The sequence below is a fragment of the Bacillus pumilus genome (genome assembly GCF_024498355.1).
GTDB classification, from domain to species: Bacteria; Bacillota; Bacilli; order Bacillales; family Bacillaceae; genus Bacillus; species Bacillus pumilus_P.
Map to the genome: position 1 here is coordinate 635,230 of NZ_CP101833.1, position 18,694 is coordinate 653,923.

At 42.9% G+C, this 18,694-nt stretch carries 14 protein-coding genes and 2 pseudogenes; 13 read left to right on the top strand and 3 right to left on the bottom strand.

Going from position 1 to position 18,694, the window contains the following annotated elements; genetic code table 11:
* The 3 genes from NPA43_RS03210 to NPA43_RS03220 are packed head-to-tail and all read left to right on the top strand — an operon-like array spanning position 1 to position 2,608.
* Entirely contained in the window at positions 1-687 is a 687-nt protein-coding gene (locus NPA43_RS03210) for a CoA transferase subunit A (protein ID WP_099727383.1), read from the top strand.
* Complete coding sequence (locus tag NPA43_RS03215; RefSeq protein WP_249705250.1) at positions 663-1,328, top strand: 3-oxoacid CoA-transferase subunit B; 666 nt, start codon at positions 663-665, stop codon at positions 1,326-1,328. Before NPA43_RS03210 ends, NPA43_RS03215 begins: the two co-directional genes overlap by 25 nt.
* Before the next feature lie 14 nt (positions 1,329-1,342).
* Positions 1,343-2,608, top strand: a complete 1,266-nt coding sequence (locus NPA43_RS03220) for a peptidase (protein ID WP_099727381.1) — start codon at positions 1,343-1,345, stop codon at positions 2,606-2,608.
* A 33-nt stretch (positions 2,609-2,641) separates the two neighbouring features.
* Here the strand turns inward: NPA43_RS03220 and NPA43_RS03225 are convergent, their stop codons facing one another.
* Entirely contained in the window at positions 2,642-2,863 is a 222-nt protein-coding gene (locus NPA43_RS03225; RefSeq protein WP_034320223.1) for a YgaP family membrane protein, read from the bottom strand.
* A gap of 126 nt (positions 2,864-2,989) precedes the next feature.
* Here NPA43_RS03225 and NPA43_RS03230 point away from each other — a divergent pair, with 126 nt between their 5' ends.
* Together NPA43_RS03230 and NPA43_RS03235 are read left to right on the top strand one after the other, a co-directional pair.
* The gene (locus NPA43_RS03230) at positions 2,990-4,732 is read left to right on the top strand and encodes an adenine deaminase C-terminal domain-containing protein (protein WP_230031517.1); all 1,743 of its coding nucleotides are present in this window, start codon (positions 2,990-2,992) and stop codon (positions 4,730-4,732) included.
* 552 nt (positions 4,733-5,284) lie between these two features.
* A complete protein-coding gene (locus NPA43_RS03235) occupies positions 5,285-5,599 on the top strand; it encodes a YerC/YecD family TrpR-related protein (protein WP_099727379.1) in 315 nt (104 codons plus the stop codon).
* A gap of 248 nt (positions 5,600-5,847) precedes the next feature.
* On the opposite strand, the gene NPA43_RS03240 is transcribed toward NPA43_RS03235, so the two are convergent.
* On the bottom strand, positions 5,848-7,428 hold the full coding sequence (locus NPA43_RS03240) for an FMN-binding glutamate synthase family protein (RefSeq protein ID WP_256499359.1): 1,581 nt from the start codon (positions 7,426-7,428) through the stop codon (positions 5,848-5,850).
* Between the two features lie 137 nt (positions 7,429-7,565).
* Between NPA43_RS03240 and NPA43_RS03245 the strand changes: the two genes are divergently transcribed.
* On the top strand, positions 7,566-7,796 hold the full coding sequence (locus NPA43_RS03245; protein WP_249705252.1) for a hypothetical protein: 231 nt from the start codon (positions 7,566-7,568) through the stop codon (positions 7,794-7,796).
* On the opposite strand, the gene NPA43_RS03250 is transcribed toward NPA43_RS03245, so the two are convergent.
* Positions 7,777-8,190 (bottom strand): DUF2283 domain-containing protein, encoded by a 414-nt coding sequence (locus tag NPA43_RS03250; protein WP_256499360.1) that lies wholly within the window; start codon positions 8,188-8,190, stop codon positions 7,777-7,779. The two genes, NPA43_RS03245 and NPA43_RS03250, sit on opposite strands and share 20 nt — an antisense overlap.
* Positions 8,191-8,472: 282 nt before the next feature.
* On the opposite strand from NPA43_RS03250, the gene NPA43_RS03255 reads away from it, so the two are divergent.
* The 7 genes and pseudogenes from NPA43_RS03255 to NPA43_RS19330 all read left to right on the top strand — a co-directional run.
* Complete coding sequence (locus NPA43_RS03255; protein WP_099727375.1) at positions 8,473-9,165, top strand: heptaprenylglyceryl phosphate synthase; 693 nt, start codon at positions 8,473-8,475, stop codon at positions 9,163-9,165.
* Positions 9,166-9,222: 57 nt separating this feature from the next.
* Entirely contained in the window at positions 9,223-11,445 is a 2,223-nt protein-coding gene (gene pcrA, locus NPA43_RS03260; RefSeq protein ID WP_099727374.1) for a DNA helicase PcrA, read from the top strand.
* Positions 11,446-11,489: 44 nt separating this feature from the next.
* Entirely contained in the window at positions 11,490-13,496 is a 2,007-nt protein-coding gene (gene ligA / locus NPA43_RS03265; RefSeq protein WP_230031522.1) for an NAD-dependent DNA ligase LigA, read from the top strand.
* Positions 13,497-13,511: 15 nt separating this feature from the next.
* On the top strand, positions 13,512-14,699 hold the full coding sequence (locus NPA43_RS03270) for a CamS family sex pheromone protein (protein ID WP_370461142.1): 1,188 nt from the start codon (positions 13,512-13,514) through the stop codon (positions 14,697-14,699).
* A 133-nt stretch (positions 14,700-14,832) separates the two neighbouring features.
* On the top strand, positions 14,833-16,032 hold the full coding sequence (locus NPA43_RS03275; protein WP_230031523.1) for an MFS transporter: 1,200 nt from the start codon (positions 14,833-14,835) through the stop codon (positions 16,030-16,032).
* Between the two features lie 91 nt (positions 16,033-16,123).
* Positions 16,124-17,416: pseudogene (locus NPA43_RS19325) on the top strand (condensation domain-containing protein); the annotation flags it as partial.
* A gap of 138 nt (positions 17,417-17,554) precedes the next feature.
* Positions 17,555-18,685, top strand: a pseudogene (locus tag NPA43_RS19330) (amino acid adenylation domain-containing protein); the annotation flags it as partial.
* Between the last annotated feature and the right edge of the window lie 9 nt (positions 18,686-18,694).

Genomic DNA, 18,694 nt, shown 5'->3' on the forward strand with positions numbered 1-18,694 from the left:
ATGAACAAAACAGCGGGCTTTGATGAAGTGATCGCGCGTTTTAAAGACGGCATGACCATCATGTTTGGCGGGTTTGGGGGCGTGGGTTCACCGCCATCATTGATAGATGTCATTTTAGAAGCCAACATCAAAGATCTGACATTGATTGGAAATGATGCAGGCTTCCCGCAAATTGGTGTTGGCCGGCTCATCACAGAAGGGAGAGTCAAGAAAATCATTGCTTCTCATATTGGCTCCAATCCCATTGCCGGGCAGAAAATGCAGGCAGGTACATTAGACGTTCTCTTTTACCCGCAGGGCATCCTAGCAGAAAAGATCAGAGCAGGCGGGATGGGGCTAGCGGGCATTGTCACAGATGTCGGCATGGATAGCCTGAATCTTGGTGAGAAACAATTGGTTCCGCTCAATGGAAAGAACTATATCCTTGAGCCTGCGCTGACAGCGGATATTGCTATTGTGAATGCCCTCAAAGCAGACGAAGCAGGCAATCTGATATTTGATAAAAGTGCACGGAATACAAACCCGATTGTAGCGATGGCAGGAGACTGGACCATTGCGGAAGTAGAAGAGATTGTGCCTGTGGGCAGTCTTCATCCAGAGGAAATCGTGACACCAGGCGTATTTGTAAACCAGATCGTGCAATCAAAAGGAGTGAACTGGACATGGGCATGGGAGACATCGATTTAAGACACCGCATAGCCAAACGTGCGGCGCAGGAAATTGAAGATGGCATGATCGTCAATCTAGGGATCGGTATCCCGACACTTGCAGCTGAATACATCCCAGCACATTACCGGGTGTGGCTGCATGCAGAAAACGGCATTATGGGGGCAGGCGCCTCACCTGTACAAGGTGAAGAAGATCCAAATTTGTGCAATGCTGGTGGTTTTCCAATTACGTTAACAAAAGGCGGCTCATACATGGACAGCACGACTGCTTTTGGCATCATTCGAAAAGGTATGCTGGATATGACCATTTTAGGTGCACTTGAAGTAAGCAGTCAGGGTGATCTTGCGAATTGGATTGTGCCAGGCAAACGAGTACCTGGAATGGGCGGAGCGATTGAGCTGGCGCAAAAAGCGAAAAAGGTTGTTGTGGTGATGAGCCACCTTGATAAACATGGACAGTCAAAGGTGAAATCCGCCTGTACGCTGCCATTAACCGCTAAATCTTGTGTGGATCTGATTATTACGGATATGGCGGTCATTGAGGTCAAGTCGCAGCTGCTCATTTTGCGTGAAGTCATGCCGCCGTTTCAGCCGGAAGATGTCATAAGGGCGACAGAGGCCCCATTAATTTTAGCGCCTGATGTCAAATCTGTTGTGTAGAAAGGATGACCGACTTGCAGCCAATTACACGTATCAGAAGCTGGATGAGAGAGCACCAGGATGAAGCCATTACGCTTCTAAAGCAAATGGTGCAATGTGACAGCACCCAAGGAAATGAACAAGAAGTACAGCAAATCGTGGCAAATAAACTGTCAGCCATAGGCTTTGATGTAGATGTATGGGAAATCGGCGGCGCTGACTTGCTGGAACATCCTTATTTTTATTCTCCGCGGCGTTCTTTTAAAGGTAGTCCCAATGTCGCTGGACGATTGAAAGGGAAAGGGGACGGCAAATCCATTTTATTAAATGGTCACGTGGATGTTGTCCCAGAAGGAGATACGAATCAATGGACATATCCGCCCTACAGCGGGCATATCATAAACGGGAGACTTTATGGACGCGGGGCAACAGATATGAAAGGCGGGAATGTTTCTTTACTCTTCGCACTTGAGGCGCTGCATGCACTTCAGATTCCGCTGAAAGGAGATGTGGTGTTCCATAGTGTGGTCGAAGAAGAAAGCGGCGGGGCAGGCACACTTGCAGCGATACTGAGAGGGTATACAGCAGATGCTGCCATCATACCGGAACCAAGTCATATGAAAATCTTTCCGATTCAGCAGGGGTCTAAGTGGTTCAGACTGCATATTAAAGGAAGGGCAGCTCATGGCGGAACAAGATATCACGGCGTCTCCTCTATTGAAAAAAGCACCATTGTCCTTTCACATATAGCGGCACTAGAAGAAGAAAGAAATCGGCGAATCACCGAGCCGCTGTTTCAGCATATCCCCATTCCGGTCCCGATCAACATTGGGAAAATTCAAGGCGGTGATTGGCCGTCCTCTGTAGCAGATCTTGTCATAATGGAAGGCAGACTTGGCGTAATGCCTGGTGAGACAGTTGAGCAGGCAGAGGAGGAATTAGAAAATTGGATGGCGGGACTCGGGGAAAAGGATGAATGGTTCCAAGATCATCCTGTAGAGGTCGAATGGTTTGGAGCAAGGTGGCTTCCAGGGTCAATCGATGCGGATCATCCGCTTCTAGGTCTATTGAAGGAACAATATGAAGAGGTATTAAAGCAGCCGCCAAAGGTTGAAGCCGCCCCATGGGGAACAGATGGCGGATTACTGTCACAGGCGGCGGGTATTCCGATCATTGTGTTCGGACCTGGAACAACGGAGCTTGCCCATTACCCGAATGAATCCATCGACATTGAGCATGTGATCGAAGCTGCTGAAATTATCGCGGGTACGATGGTGAAATGGTGCGAAGTAGCAGAATGATGCGAAAAATTGATCACAAAAAAGAAGGCTGTCTCACTCAGCCTTCTCTTTATGTGTGTCCTGCTGCTCACACATATATGTCACTGGACAAAAACGAAGAATGCCAGATGCCAGTTTCATACCGCCAAACATGATGCTGAAAAGAAGCATTTTACTCCATGGTTTTCTAGCATACAAGGACCCAGCCACAGTACATATTGTCATTCCGCAGGCAATTCTAATGAGCGCTTCCATTAAGCCAAGATTAGGTTTCATTGAAGGTGAATCTCCTTTTTTTAAATTATTTTAAGTGTGATTTCAAGAAATTGTAACGTTTCATTAATGCGTAACGTGGTTCGTTATGTTACGATAGGGCTAATACAAATGAAGGAGAGTATGTGAATGTCCGAACGTACTTTTAATTGGAGAAACAATGACATCCGCACACAAATCGATGTAGTCGACTCAAAAATAGTTCCAACACTCCTTTTAACGAATGGACTCGTGCTAAACCCGTTTTTGAAGCAATGGGTGAAGGCAAATATTTGGATACATGATGATCGAATTGTTTATGTCGGAGCAGAGCTTCCTCAAAATAAATCAGCCAAACGTGTGATTGATTGTGAAGGGAAATACATTGTGCCAGGGTATATTGAGCCTCATGCGCATCCGTTCCATATTTATAATCCCCAATCACTTGCAGAATATGTGTCTCAATTTGGCACAACAACAATGGTCAGCGATAACTTATTTCTTCTTTTGCAGAGCAATGAAAAGAAAGCGCTTTCCACTCTATGTGAATTAAAAAAGCAGCCATTTCAGTATTTTTGGTGGTCCAGATACGATCTTCAGACTGAAGTAAGATATGAAGATGAAATGCTTCCAATCAACTATCGCAAGGAATGGATTGATCATCCTGACGTCCTTCAAGGCGGCGAATTAACAAGCTGGCCAAGATTGATGGACGGTGATGATCTCATTTTATATTGCATGCAAGAAACGAAGAAGCAGAGAAAACGAATTGAAGGGCATTTTCCCGGCGCTTCTGAGAAAACGCTAACAAAAATGAAGCTGTTTGGAGCGGACAGTGATCATGAAGCAATGAATGCAGATGATGTGCTAAAGCGCTTGTCTCTTGGCTACTATGTCTCACTGCGGCATTCTTCCATCCGCCCAGATTTAGTGAACATTTTAAGAGAACTACATGAACGCGATTTTAGGCACTATGACCACTTTTTCTATACAACAGATGGAGCTGCCCCTCACTTTTATGAGGAAGGCATGATTAATCGTTTAATTTCAATTGCCCTTGAAGAAGGCGTGCCCACGATTGATGCGTACAATATGGCGACATTTAACATTGCAAAATACTATCAAATGGATGACTTATTAGGCGTTGTCGGACCAGGTCGATTGGCTTCTTTGAATATTTTAGATGATCCGATGAACCCAAATCCTGAAACGGTTATTTCTAAAGGGGTTATTCTCAAATTAGATGGTGAGAACCAGCATCAATTTCAAGAAACAAAATGGGAAAATGGCGGGCTTGTTCCACTAGACTTAGGCTATGACCTGACGATGAGCGATTTGCAATTCTCCATGCCTCTTGGTGTCAAAATGAGAAATGCCGTTATCATGGAGCCGTATACAGTGGAGATTGATAACTCCGTGAACCAGCTGTCCTGTGACCATGATCAAAGCTTCTTTAGCCTGATTGACCGAAAAGGCGAGTGGCGTGTGAATACGATGCTAAAAGGTTTTGCAAATAAAGTGCAGGGCTTTGTCAGCTCATTTTCGCTCACGGGTGACATTTTAGTGATTGGGAAAAATAAAGAGGACATGATGCTGGCACATAAGAGAATGAAAGAAATCGGCGGGGGGATCGTCCTCACAGAGAACGGGAAAATTTTGCACGAAATCCCGCTGCAATTATCAGGCTGTGCATCGGCCGAACCGTTTGAGACTGTTCTTCAGCAGATACAAACATTACGCGAGCTGCTCATTGAGCGAGGCTATCCATTTGACTGTCCAATTGATACACTTGTCTTTTTCCAAAGTACACATTTGCCGTATATTCGAGTGACACCAAGAGGAATATTTGATGTCATGAAAAAAACTGTACTCTTTCCGTCTATAATGCGTTAAAATATAACAGAGTGGAGCTGTATCACCTTTGCCACATTTCTGACAGCTGTTATAGGGCAGAAGTGAGCAATGGGTCTCTTCGCTGCCATGTAAGTGAAAATGAGCTTATGTGCGATGTTGACAAAGCAGAGGGCTTTGACATGACGAGTGAAGTGCCCTAATTGTAAAATGAATCTGTCGGTTACGCTGGCCGACCAACATATTTTGAATGATTGAGCAAGGCGGGACGCTTGTTTGTTGTCTCGCCGTGCTTTCCACACTGTATTTAGGGCAGACCTAATGGAGCAGAAGTGATCTACATATCGGAAGCAAACAAGTTTGTCAGATTGTCGTACAAGGAAAATGACAAAACTTGTCGAATTTGTTTACGATAAAGAAGCTTCGGCTTACGAAAGAACCTGACGGCGGCATTTTCAGAGTAGAACCAAACCTGTCATGATTCGTTCAAAGCTCATTGCTGAGGTTGAAAAAATGAGTCAGGAAAGATACCGCTTTCTCGGAAAAATGTCGTGCGAAGCGGTGTGCCAATAGTAAAGGAGAAGATGTATAAAGATGCAAATTGATAAATTAAGGGGCAAAAGCTTAGATCAATTATTCAACTCCATCTTATCCCTTAAAGACCTGGAAGAATGCTATCGATTTTTTGATGATTTGTGTACCATCAATGAAATCCAATCTTTATCACAGCGTCTTGAAGTAGCGCGTATGCTTCGCGAGGGAAACACGTATCATAAAATTGAGACGGAAACAGGTGCGAGCACCGCAACCATTTCACGTGTCAAACGCTGCTTGAACTACGGAAACGATGCCTATACGATGGCACTTGACCGCGTAGCAGAACAACAAGCAAAAGACGAAACAAAATAAAGCAGCCTTCACTGTAAACAATCCTTTTTCCGAAATGGATTTGTTTGCAGTTTTTTTATCGAAAGCGCTGTGAAACGACGAACAGGGACTGATGAAGTGGTCTCTGTTCTTTTACTTTAGCTCGCCCATAAACCACCTTTTTCTCACGCATACTCTTTCTCCCCTTTTCCATTCACTTCTCTAAGTTCTTTATACGTGATTGATCAGGAATATCAATGAAAAAAGGTGCGTCTCCGCACCTTTTAAAGCTAGACAGACTGCTGTGTGTCTGAGAACATAGGCACTTCGCTTGTTTGGCCATTCTCTTGTCTAAAGATAATATGTTTTTCATGAAAATGAATGGGCGATTCAATACCAGCAGCTGCGGATAAGTTAAATAAACCTTCTCTAAGAGACAGGATATAATTGCATACTCGGTATTTCTTTTCTTCAATCGATAACCCCTTTTGCAGCTTTGGATCAGTCGTGGCGACTCCTACTGGGCATTTATTCGTGTGACATACTTGCGCGCGAATGCAGCCGACTGAAAACATGAGTCCTCTTGCGATATTTACAAAGTCAGCACCCATTGAAAGGGCAATCGCAATTTTATCAGGTGAGAGAAGTTTGCCAGAAGCAAACAGCTTGAGCTGATCTCTGACACCATATTCCTTCAATATTTGATGAACCATTGGGAGTGCGGTGAAAATCGGCAGGCCTGCGGAATCGGCCAATTCATGAAAGGAAGCTCCTGTGCCGCCTTCTCCGCCATCCACTGTAATGAAATCAGGGTGCTTTCCGCTTTTTTTCATATAGCTGGAAAGCTCTTCAATGTCTTCTTTATGTCCGACAACAAGCTTGATTCCAACGGGCTTTCCGCCTATACTTCGCAGTTGTTCAATAAAATCAAACATGTCCGGAATGGAATTGAACATCTCAAATCGGTTCGGGCTGTCAATCGATTGGTGAGGCGGTAATTTACGGATATGCGCAATTTCTTCTGTGACTTTTTCTCCGTCAATGTGACCGCCGCGTGTTTTCGCTCCTTGTGCCAGCTTGAGTTCAAAGGCTTTGACTTCTTCATGTTCACTTTTTTTCTTAAATTCTTCGAAGGAAAATGCGCCATCCTCTGTTCTGACTCCAAATAGACCTGGACCAATCTGGCAAATGATATCGGCGCCGCCTTTGAGGTGATAAGGGGAAAGTCCGCCTTCACCAGTGTTCATCCACGTGCCGCCGGCCATTTTCAATCCGGAGGATAGCGCCGTAATCGCCCGGTCGCCTAAGGAGCCATAGCTCATGGCGGATTGACCAATCAGTCCCTTTACATGGAAAGGTTTCCGACACGTCTTTTCTCCAATGATTTGTACATCCTCTTCATGAAGATAATAAGGTTTTGCTTCAACTTCTTTGATATGTTCGCTTCTTCGCAGTAAATTATCTTGATCAATCTGATACACTTTTGTTTGAATTTTTTCAGATTGATCAATTCGTAATTCATTTCGCTGTTTTGGAAACAGAACGTTTCGAATGTAATAACCAGGCTTGTCAAAATCACGTTTTGATCCAAACCCCATCGTCCGGCTGTTGTACTTTCCAGACATGACGGCTTGCTCATATTCTCTTCTCGAAAAAGGAAGCTCCTCTCGATCATTGAGAAAGAGATATTGGCGAAGCTCAGGTCCTATTTTTTCGAAAATGAACCGTAGTTTTCCAATGACCGGATAATTTCGCAGGACAGAATGTTCTTCTTGCTTTTCATCCCTCATCCAAATCCATATCAATAAAATGATGGGTACGATCAAACAAATCACTAGCAGTGCGGCTATGACAATTAAAGTAGTTGTCATGTCATCCCTCTTTTCTCTTTCATTACTGTTGTTATTCCACTTTTCCTTCAAAGAGAAACCACATGAACATATTGTGACGTTTAGAAATGAAGAGGCGGGGTAACTTAAAAATAAGCTGACAAGGGGAGGGAACATATATGAATAAGCGTCCAAATACGTATGTACTTGCGGGATTAGGGGTTGGAGGTGCTGTGTTATTAGCGGTTAAAAATAAACAGCATCTGAAAAAATGGGCAAGCATGTTCCGATCAAATGAAAAGGTTCCTGAAAAAGCCGGCCATCCTGATCCGTTAGATATCCAAGACAACAAGATGGTCGATGAAGGAGCCATGACATCTGTCCATTATTTTAATGAAGTGAAACAATAGTTTGAAAAAACCGTTTTGACCATTCAAAACGGTTTTTTCTTGTCTTTCTTTTGACGTTATATCGAAGAGGATCGACAATGGTAAAACCAATCAGTCCATTGTGATCAGGCGTCGAGAATTGAAATTCAATGCCCGATAAATGATAGGTTGAGAGAACTTCCTGATCCGTAAAACGTAATGAAAGCTCGTCCTCATAAACGGGTGGGTGCTTCAAAACCTCGGCTTCTTCTGCAAATAACTCCAGCCCAGCCACTCGGCCCTCTTTGTCGATGTCTGCGTTCACACATTCATTCACGTCTAATTCAATGGTTTCTTTGATTGTCCCGATTCCAGGCGGGATGAGATAGATGTATCCGATGTCGATCGTTTGATCATATGTGATGGTTCTTTTCAAATCATTCACCTGCTTGGTAGATAGTAAAATGTTCCTTTATTGTATAATATCATGTGATGAGACGAAGTAGCTCGCATTTCAGTTCAGCATCAATATATTTATCTCCCTCAGCTCCTCTTGAAGTGGATCTTTCCATATAGTCTCCATTAGCCTTACCTAGAGTTGAAATCGTCTATTTTCAAAAGAATGAAACTTTTAGCTGAAGGAGGTTACCCGTTTTTTGCGGTCACTGATTTTGTTATAATATTTAAATGGAATGAAACGAATGGAGGAACGTTTTTCATGTATGATGTTACCGAGTGGAAGCATGTCTTTAAACTCGATCCAAATAAAGAGATTTCCGATGAACAGCTAGAAACGATTTGCGAATCTGGTACGGATGCCATATTGATTGGCGGCAGTGACAATGTGACAGAGGACAACGTGCTCCAATTGATGTCAAAGGTCCGCCGGTTTCTTGTGCCATGTGTGCTTGAAATATCAACACATGAGATGATTGTGCCGGGCTTCGATCTGTATTTCATCCCGGCCGTATTAAACAGCTCTCATCCTGATTGGATTGTTGGGCTTCATAAGGATGCGATGAAGGAATACGGTGATTTGATGTCAATGGAAGAGATTGTGCCAGAAGGATATGTGATCTTGAACAAAGATTGTAAAGCGGCCAAGCTCACAGAGGCAAATACAGCGCTGGATATAGATGATGTAAGGGCATATGCAAGAGTGGCAGAGCATTTGATGAAACTGCCCATTTTTTATCTAGAATACAGCGGGACGCTTGGAGACATAGAGCTTGTCAAAGAAACAAAAGCAGTGCTTCACGAAACGGTTCTTTTTTATGGCGGCGGCATTGAGAACGCAGAGCAGGCAAAAGGCTTTGCACAGCATGCAGACGTGGTCGTTGTAGGGAACGTCATTTACGACAATTTCAAAGAAGCGTTAAAGACAGTCGACGCAGTCAAAAAGTCATCATAGTCAAACGAGACGAAACGGGTTAAAATAGAACATAAGTTCGAATTGGCGGTGAATGGAATGAATGAAATATCGAATCATCTATTAGAAGGGCTGAATGACGCGCAGAAAGAAGCAGTCAAAGCAACAGACGGTCCGCTATTACTGATGGCAGGAGCAGGAAGTGGTAAAACACGGGTGCTCACACATCGAATTGCATACTTAATGGCAGAAAAGCATGTCGCTCCGTGGAACATTTTAGCGATTACGTTTACGAATAAAGCAGCACGTGAAATGCGTGAACGTGTCCAAGCCATTTTAGGGCCTGGCGCAGATGACATTTGGATTTCTACGTTTCACAGCATGTGTGTCCGAATTTTAAGACGCGATATTGACCGCATTGGTGTGAATCGCAACTTCTCCATATTAGACACATCTGATCAGCTTTCCGTGATTAAAAACATTTTAAAAGAACGAAATATTGATCCTAAAAAGTTCGACCCACGCAGTATTTTAGGATCAATCAGCAGTGCAAAAAACGAACTCATTGATGCAGAGGAATACGCAAAAACAGCCGGTGATTTCTATGATCAAGTAGTCAGCGACGTCTATACAGATTATCAAAAACGATTACTCAAAAACCAATCACTCGATTTTGATGATTTGATTATGATGACGATCCGTCTGTTTGAACGCATCCCTGAAGTATTAGAGCATTACCAGAGGAAGTTCCAATACATTCATGTCGATGAGTATCAGGATACAAACAGAGCGCAGTACATGCTTGTGAAGCTGCTCGCTCAGCGTTTTCAAAATATTTGTGTCGTCGGTGACTCAGACCAGTCCATCTATCGCTGGCGCGGAGCGGATATCACAAACATTCTTTCCTTTGAAAAAGACTATCCGTCCAGTGAAGTGATTCTGCTTGAGCAAAATTACAGATCGACGAAACGCATTTTGCATGCCGCAAATACGGTCATACAAAACAATGCGAATCGTAAACCAAAAAACCTTTGGACAGAAAATGATGAAGGAGCAAAGATTGCCTATTACCGTGCAGATAATGAATTCGGCGAGGGACAATTTGTCGCTGGAAAGATTCATCAGCTTCATCAAAGCGGAAAGCGTAAATTATCCGATTTTGCGATCCTCTATCGAACCAATGCTCAGTCCCGTGTCATAGAGGAAACATTATTGAAGTCAAACATTCAATACAACATTGTCGGCGGTACGAAGTTCTATGACAGAAAAGAGATCAAGGACATTTTGGCGTACTTACGACTTGTGGCAAATCCAGATGACGATATTAGTTTTGCGCGAATTGTCAACGTACCAAAGCGCGGAATCGGAGCCACATCTGTTGATAAAATTGCGGCATATGCAGAGATGAATGACCTGTCTATGTTTGAAGCGCTTGGTCAGGTAGATTTCATTGGACTGAGTGCGAGGGCAGCCAATGCTCTTGATGAGTTTAAACAGCTCATTGATCAAATGACGAACATGCAGGAGTATTTATCTGTCACAGAATTAACAGAAGAGATCCTCGAGAAAACAGGCTATCGTGAAGCGCTTAAGGTCGAAAAAACGATTGAAGCACAAAGCCGCTTAGAAAATATTGATGAGTTTCTATCTGTCACAAAGAATTTTGAAGAACAAAATGAAGACAAATCACTTGTGACCTTCCTGACGGATCTCGCCCTCGTCGCAGACATTGATAAGCTGGATGAAAATGAGGAAGAAGATCAGGATGCCGTCATCTTAATGACCCTTCACGCCGCAAAAGGTCTAGAATTCCCTGTTGTTTTCTTAATGGGGATGGAGGAAGGTGTCTTCCCGCACAGCCGTTCATTGATGGAAGATGCCGAGATGGAAGAAGAACGCCGCCTTGCATACGTAGGCATCACACGGGCTGAAGAAGAGCTTTATTTATCAAGTGCTAAAATGAGAACATTATTCGGCCGGACGAACATGAACCTTGAATCAAGATTCATTAGAGAAATACCAGCCGATTTATTGGACAACCTAAATGAGAAAAAAGAAAAGAAAACACCGTTTGGCCAAACAAGAGAAAGACCGCAAAGACGGGGCCCTGTCTCTCGTCCGCAAACTCAAACCATTCAAAACACAGGTGCCGGCAGTATTGGCTGGGCTGTGGGCGATAAAGCAGCCCATAAAAAATGGGGCGTTGGAACGGTCGTGAGTGTGAAAGGCAGCGGAGACAGCACAGAGCTTGATATTGCGTTCCCAAGCCCTACAGGCATTAAGCGGCTCCTCGCAGCATTTGCGCCAATCGAGAAGCAATAAACCGATAGGACTTATAAAACGGATGACTTGAAAGGAAGAAGCAGATGGATAAAGAAGCAGCGAAACGCCGGATCGAGGAACTGCACCAGATTTTGAATCAATACAACTACGAATATCATACACTTGATCGTCCAAGTGTTCCTGACGCTGAATATGATGCGCGGATGCGTGAGCTGATCTCTCTAGAGGAAGAACACCCTGATTTAAAAGCAGCCGATTCCCCCTCACAGAGAGTAGGGGGTGCTGTGTTAGATGCCTTCCAAAAAGTGCGTCACGGCACACCAATGCTCAGCCTCGGGAATGCGTTTAATGAACAGGACCTTCTTGATTTTGACCGCCGGGTTCGTCAAGCAGTCGGTGACGATATCGCATACAATGTCGAGCTGAAAATTGACGGACTCGCTGTTTCTCTCCGTTATGAAAATGGAGTGTTTGTCCGAGGTGCCACGCGTGGAGATGGGACAACGGGTGAGGATATTACAGAAAACCTAAAAACCATTCGCTCCATCCCGCTCAAAATCAATCGTCCTCTGTCGATTGAAGTGAGAGGGGAGGCATTTATGCCAAAACCTTCTTTTGAAGCATTAAATGAAAAAAGATTACAAAACGAAGAAGAGCCGTTTGCGAACCCGCGTAATGCGGCTGCGGGCTCACTTCGTCAGCTTGATACGAAAATTGCAGCGAAACGAAACCTTGATATCTTCGTCTACAGTATAGCGGAGCTTGATGAAATCGGTGTTGAAACGCAAAGCGCGGGACTCGACCTTCTCGACGAACTTGGCTTTAAAACCAACAAAGAAAGACGGATGTGCCAAACGATTGAAGAAGTGATTGATCTCATCGAAACACTGAAAACAAAGCGTGCCGATTTTTCTTATGAAATCGACGGAATTGTCATCAAGGTCGATTCCTTGGCTCAGCAGGAAGAGCTTGGCTTTACAGCAAAAAGTCCGCGCTGGGCTGTTGCGTACAAGTTCCCTGCAGAAGAAGTCGTGACGAAGCTGCTTGACATTGAACTGAGCGTGGGGCGTACAGGTGTTATCACACCAACAGCGATTCTTGAGCCTGTAAAAGTAGCAGGGACGACCGTGCAGCGTGCTTCTCTTCACAATGAAGATTTGATCAAAGAAAAGGATATTCGCCTATTTGATCAAGTGATTGTGAAAAAAGCGGGCGATATTATTCCGGAAGTCGCAGGCGTCCTGATCGATCAGCGTACAGGAGAAGAAAAGCCGTTTCACATGCCGACTGAATGCCCAGAGTGTCATAGTGAGCTGGTGAGAATTGAAGGAGAAGTCGCCCTGCGATGCATCAATCCTGAATGTCCCGCACAAATACGTGAAGGACTCATACACTTTGTTTCTCGTAATGCGATGAACATCGATGGTCTTGGCGAGCGTGTTATTACACAGCTTTTCAAAGAACAGCTTGTGTCTCGTGTGTCAGACCTTTACCGATTAACGAAAGAAGAGCTCATTCAGCTCGAACGAATGGGCGAGAAATCTGTCGATAATTTACTGCGTTCGATTGAGCAATCGAAAGAAAACTCTCTTGAGCGTTTACTGTTTGGTCTCGGCATTCGATTTATTGGTTCTAAAGCGGCGAAAACCTTAGCGATGCATTTCGAGGACATCGATCAATTAAAGCAAGCGACAAAAGACCAATTACTCGAGGTTGACGAAATTGGTGAAAAAATGGCCGATGCAGTCGTCACTTACTTTGAGAAAGAAGAAATATTGGATCTGCTAAATGAACTTAAAGAACTTGGGGTCAATATGAACTACACAGGGCCTAAGCCGGTGAAAGCAGAAGAAAGTGATTCCTACTTTGCAGGAAAAACAATCGTGCTTACAGGGAAATTAGAAGAAATGTCTCGAAACGATGCAAAGACAGCGATCGAAGCATTGGGCGGCAAATTAGCAGGTAGTGTGAGTAAAAAAACAGACTTAGTCATTGCCGGAGAAGCAGCTGGTAGTAAACTGACAAAAGCAGAAGAACTCAATATTGAAATTTGGGACGAAGCTAAAATGCTTGAGGAGCTAAAGAAATAAGAGGAGTGTTTTCTATTGAAAAAGTTGTTATTGCTGCTGACAATGCTCACACTGGTACTGTCAGCGTGTGCACCTTTTGGGGGAAAGGACGAGGAAGAGGTCACACAAAAAACGGATGAAACGAAGGAAACAGCGATCATCCCCATGTACAATATCTCTGACTCCTATTACAAAATGGTGCTGCCGTTTAAACAAGGGGCTGCAAGAGGATTAACAGCAGAGCGTCTCAATACACGCTTGGATATTGATGAATTTGAAATAGGACTCATGCGCCTGGCAACAGAGTCATTTAATACAAACGACTATCTTTTCCAAGAAGGACAGCATTTAGATGAGGATACCGTTCTCAGCTGGCTCGCGCGCAAAAAAACAGGCAGTGATCTGAAAAAAGCTGAAAAAGCAGATAAAGACTTTAAGAACCTAGGCTTAAATCCTGCTCTTCCAAACTCAGGTTCAACAAAGTCAAAAAACGAAAATAGCCCAATATACTTATCTTCGATGCTAGAGCATAATTACTTAATTCGAAAAGACAAAAATAGCTTACAGCTTGGTGGAGTCGTCATTGGTCTTGCACTGAACTCTGTCTATTATTATCGTGAAAATATCGGTGATCCCCAGCAAGAGGTGACCATCGATTCATCGAAAAATTCAAAGAAACTCTTGGCAGAGGGCGAAAAAATCGCTGAGCAAGTGATCAAACGAATTCGTCAAATGGATGGTTTGCAAAAAGTGCCTGTCATGATTGCCCTTTATAAACAAGCGCCAAAATCGTCGATTGTACCAGGAAACTTTATCGCCAAAACCGATGTGAAAGCAGGCTCAGCTGATATCGGCAATTGGGATACGATCAAAGAAGAGAATGTATTCTTCCCTTCAAATAATGCGAAAAGTAACTACAAAGATGATTCAGAGCGATTTGACCGCTTCAAGACAAAGGTTGAAGACTACTTCCCGAATTACACTGGAGTGGTAGGAAAAGGTTTCTATAAAAACGGAAACCTGCAAAAAATGAAAGTAGAAATTCCAATGCAGTTCTACGGAAAAACGGAAGTCGTGGCTTTCACGCAATATTTAACAGGTGAAGTGATGGACTACTATAAGAGCACAAATATAGAAATTAACATCACATCTTCTGATCAACAAGAAGCCCTGATCACGAAAAATGCTGAAGACAAAGAACCTATCGTCCATATATATGACTAATAAAAAACCGCCTTTTGGCGGTTTTTTAAATTAGGTAAAATGTATCAAATCATGAAAAAATTGTTATAAAAAGTAGAAGTGTAGAAAATAATGTATTATTATGATTGGTAATGAAGAGAAAATGGAGATAAATATGAAAAACAAATCATTTTACTTTTTATTAGGGGGTCAAACCCTAGCTAATTTTGGGGATTCACTATATGTCCTCGTTCTTACCATCCTGACGTATCAATTAACAAATTCTACGCTGATTGCTTCAATGGTAGCCGTCTCGCAGTTTGTTGGACAAGCACTTGGAGCGATACTCATCCCTTTCTTTATGTATCAGCTTAAGCTAAAAAGGCTCATTATCTATTTGCAAATTTGTCAAATTACTTTCTTCGGCTGCTTAATTTTCATTTATATTCTACAACTATCAACATTTTCTATTCCTCTTTTTTTTATCATTGTATTTCTACTTTCTTTGATAGATGGAGGAACCATTCCTGTTCGAAATTCAATGATTCCACGTTTAGTAGAAAAGCACTTTTTACTAAAAGCCAATAGCTATATCTTAACTTCTGATCAAATTGTCCTTTTACTAGGCTGGCTTTTAGGAGGACTATTTATTGGCATTCTAGGACCACAATTTTTACTTTTGACGACACTTGTTTTATACAGTTTGTCGCTCATATCCATGCTCTTTATCATCGATACTGGAGCTGCGGCTAAACAAGAGAAACAGTCTGAATCATTTGGTGCAAGGGTCTTTTCAGGCTGGAAGCTCATGTATGAGAAGCCGACAATTCGAACATTAACGATTTTAGAAATGCTTTCCATGTGCGGCAGAAGTATTTGGACTGGTGCCATTATCCTTGTCTATGTTACAGAAGTCTTACACCAGCCTGCCACATGGTGGGGCTTTATTAACGCAAGCTATTTTGGCGGAACCATTCTAGGCGGCCTGCTCGTGCTGCGGTTTGCAAAGCATGTGGAACAGCGTTTGTTTGATCACATTTTTTACAGCTCGGTGATCGTTGCCGTGTTGACCCTATGCTTAGGGCTGAATCATTCAGCTTGGCTGAGTTTGTTATTTGTCTTTTTGTTAGGCCCAGCCTTTCAGCTTCGCAGCATTTCCATTCGCACATATGTACAAGATACACTGAGTCAAATTGAATTGCCTAAAATACTATCAGCTCAACATACACTATCAACTTTTATATACGGAATGTCCATCCTCATTATGAGCACCATGACCGATCTCTTTGGGGCAAGAGTCGTCTTTTTTATAAACGTTGTCCTGTTTACTGTGTCGGCTTTCCTAGCGTCTAGATTAAAAAATGAACAAATTTAGACATTTTATCTCAATTATTTACAAAAATACTATTGTATGATTTAATATGTTCGTAGAAATGTTAACTATATGAAAAGTAGAGGTGGCGTAATTGACTAGTAGTTTAGTATATTGGCCATTAACACATCCGCAGCGGCGCGTGATGAACATGGAAACATTTTATCCAAAAACACCGATCAATCATATTGGCGGTATCATTTTTGTCAATGGGCCGTTGCAGCTCGACAAACTGAAGCAGGCCATTGCATCTTGTATCAAGACGACAGAATCACTTCGTCTCAAGCTAGTAGAGAAAGACGGAGAGATTCTTCAATACGTTGCTTCAAACACAGACAACCATATTCCTGCCTATGAGTTTTCCACACATGAACACATGTTAGAATGGGCCGGAAAAGCCTTCAAAACACCATTTCAGTTACTAGAAACCTCTCTCGCCGAATTTGCCGTATTGAAAGTCGGCGAACAGCATTCCGGTTATTTCATCAAATGCCATCATACTGTAGCAGATGGATGGTCGATGAAAGTCATCATCGATAAAATTAGTCAACTTTACATTGCTCTTACACACAGCTCCTCTATCGAACAAGAAGCAGACAATCATTCTGTTTTTATTGATAAAGAATCGAAATATATGAACTCCCCAAGATTTAAAAAAGATCAGCAATTTTGGAAAGAAACATTATCTGATGTGTCTGAAAGTGATTTGGTACAGGGAACTGACCAAATCAAAGGCCATCGACAAAGCCATTATCTTGATCGACAACTCTCAGAAAGAATCTATGAATTTATAGACACCCATCATTGTTCAATCAACTCTTTATTTACTTTAGGCCTCTTCGTTTACTTGCATAAAAAATACCAGCAAAAAGATTTTATTATTGGGACGCCAGTTCTCAATCGTTCCGGGCAAAAGGAGAAAGCCACATCCGGTATGACCGTCAGCACAATGCCTTATCGAATGAAGATCGATCCTCATCTATCTTTGTTAGAAAGTCTGACAGACGTTCAAAAAAACTATAAGGCCTACTTCCTGCATCAGCGCTATCCATATGACGCACTCGTCAAAGATTTAGAGCTTGCAAAGGCAGGATATGATCAGCTTTTTCAAATCTTTATCAACTCCTACAGCACAAATATGGTGCAGGAGATGGAAGGGTACGCAGTTGAATACATAGAGCTTTACAATGGCTTCCAGCCATACGGTTTACAAGTTGCTGTGAAAGAATGGGATGAAAAAGGGCAAATCGAGCTGCAATATGATTACAAAATCTCAGATTACGGCAAGGAAGACATCAATTTTCTTCATGAGAGGATGCTCCTATTTGTCGAGAACATACTCACCCAGCCTAAGCAGCACATAAAAGACGTACTTCTTATGACAGAAGAGGAGAAACATCGAGAGCTTTATCAATGGAATGACACAGCCGTCCGATTTCCACAGAAACAAAAAATCCATGAATTGATCACAGATATGTCTAAGACTTCCCCTGATCGAATCGCACTTCAGGATGGATCTCATGTAATGACATACGGTGAACTTGAGAGAAAAACCAATCAAATGGCACATTTCCTCCAAACAAAAGGCTTACAGAGGCATGACTTTGTTGCAGTATGCATGAACCATTCACCAGAACTTATTGTGCTGCTGCTTGGAATTTTAAAGGCGGGCGGTGCATACGTACCGATTGATCCTGAGTATCCGCAGGAGCGCATTCAGTTTATTTTGGATGATAGTCAGGCGAAGCTGTTTTTCACAGAACAAGTGTCGTCATACCATTTTGAAGGCGATACGTACAATGTGTATAGCGTGTGGGATGACTTAGATCAGTATGATTCAGCACATTCATTCATTGGAGATGCTGGAGATGTCGCATATATGATCTATACGTCCGGCTCTACAGGACAGCCAAAGGGCGTCATGATTGAGCACCGAAGCTTAGTGAACTATATCTTGTCTGCCAAAACACACTATACAGATTCAGCAGATGATCATTTTGCCTTGTATTCATCCATTGCATTTGATTTAACTGTGACATCCATTTATACGCCATTGGTGACTGGAAGTACAGTGGTGATCTATCGTCAAGAGGATCAGTCAGGTTTTTTACTAGAACATATCTTGTTTGATCAAAAAGCAAAAGTCATCAAACTGACACCAGCTCATATGGCGCTGCTAACAGATGCTGCACTGTCTCAATCAGTAGTGAAACGGATGATTGTTGGCGGGGAGCAATTACCGGCAGCTTTGGCCAAAAGAATCACAGAGGCAAGTGATGGACGAATTTCGATCTTTAATGAATATGGACCAACTGAAGCAACCGTTGGCTGCATGATTCATCAATTTCAACAAGACGATGGCGGGACGTCAGTGTCTATTGGTGTGCCGATGCCAAATACGGAGATTTACCTTTTAGATGAAAATCAGCAAGTGGTGTTACCAGGGACAGTAGGAGAAATGTATATTTCAGGCGAGGGTGTTGGCAGAGGATATTGGCAAAGACCTGATTTGCAGGAATCGCGCTTTCTGCCGAATCCATTTGTAAGCCATCGCCGCATGTACCGAACAGGTGACATTGCCAAACGAGCAAATGATGGAAAGATTGAATATATTGGCCGGCTTGATCATCAAATCAAGCTGAGAGGCTACCGGATTGAGCTGGGG

Excerpts from the sequence above, each read along its gene's own strand:
- NPA43_RS03210 (WP_099727383.1), top strand. The coding sequence starts at position 1 with ATGAACAAAACAGCGGGCTTTGATGAAGTGATCGCGCGTTTTAAAGAC.
- NPA43_RS03215 (WP_249705250.1), top strand. The coding sequence starts at position 663 with ATGGGCATGGGAGACATCGATTTAAGACACCGCATAGCCAAACGTGCG.
- NPA43_RS03225 (WP_034320223.1), bottom strand. The coding sequence starts at position 2,863 with ATGAAACCTAATCTTGGCTTAATGGAAGCGCTCATTAGAATTGCCTGC.
- NPA43_RS03230 (WP_230031517.1), top strand. The coding sequence starts at position 2,990 with ATGTCCGAACGTACTTTTAATTGGAGAAACAATGACATCCGCACACAA.
- NPA43_RS03235 (WP_099727379.1), top strand. The coding sequence starts at position 5,285 with ATGCAAATTGATAAATTAAGGGGCAAAAGCTTAGATCAATTATTCAAC.
- NPA43_RS03240 (WP_256499359.1), bottom strand. The coding sequence starts at position 7,428 with ATGACAACTACTTTAATTGTCATAGCCGCACTGCTAGTGATTTGTTTG.
- NPA43_RS03245 (WP_249705252.1), top strand. The coding sequence starts at position 7,566 with ATGAATAAGCGTCCAAATACGTATGTACTTGCGGGATTAGGGGTTGGA.
- NPA43_RS03255 (WP_099727375.1), top strand. The coding sequence starts at position 8,473 with ATGTATGATGTTACCGAGTGGAAGCATGTCTTTAAACTCGATCCAAAT.
- pcrA (WP_099727374.1), top strand. The coding sequence starts at position 9,223 with ATGAATGAAATATCGAATCATCTATTAGAAGGGCTGAATGACGCGCAG.
- ligA (WP_230031522.1), top strand. The coding sequence starts at position 11,490 with ATGGATAAAGAAGCAGCGAAACGCCGGATCGAGGAACTGCACCAGATT.
- NPA43_RS03275 (WP_230031523.1), top strand. The coding sequence starts at position 14,833 with ATGAAAAACAAATCATTTTACTTTTTATTAGGGGGTCAAACCCTAGCT.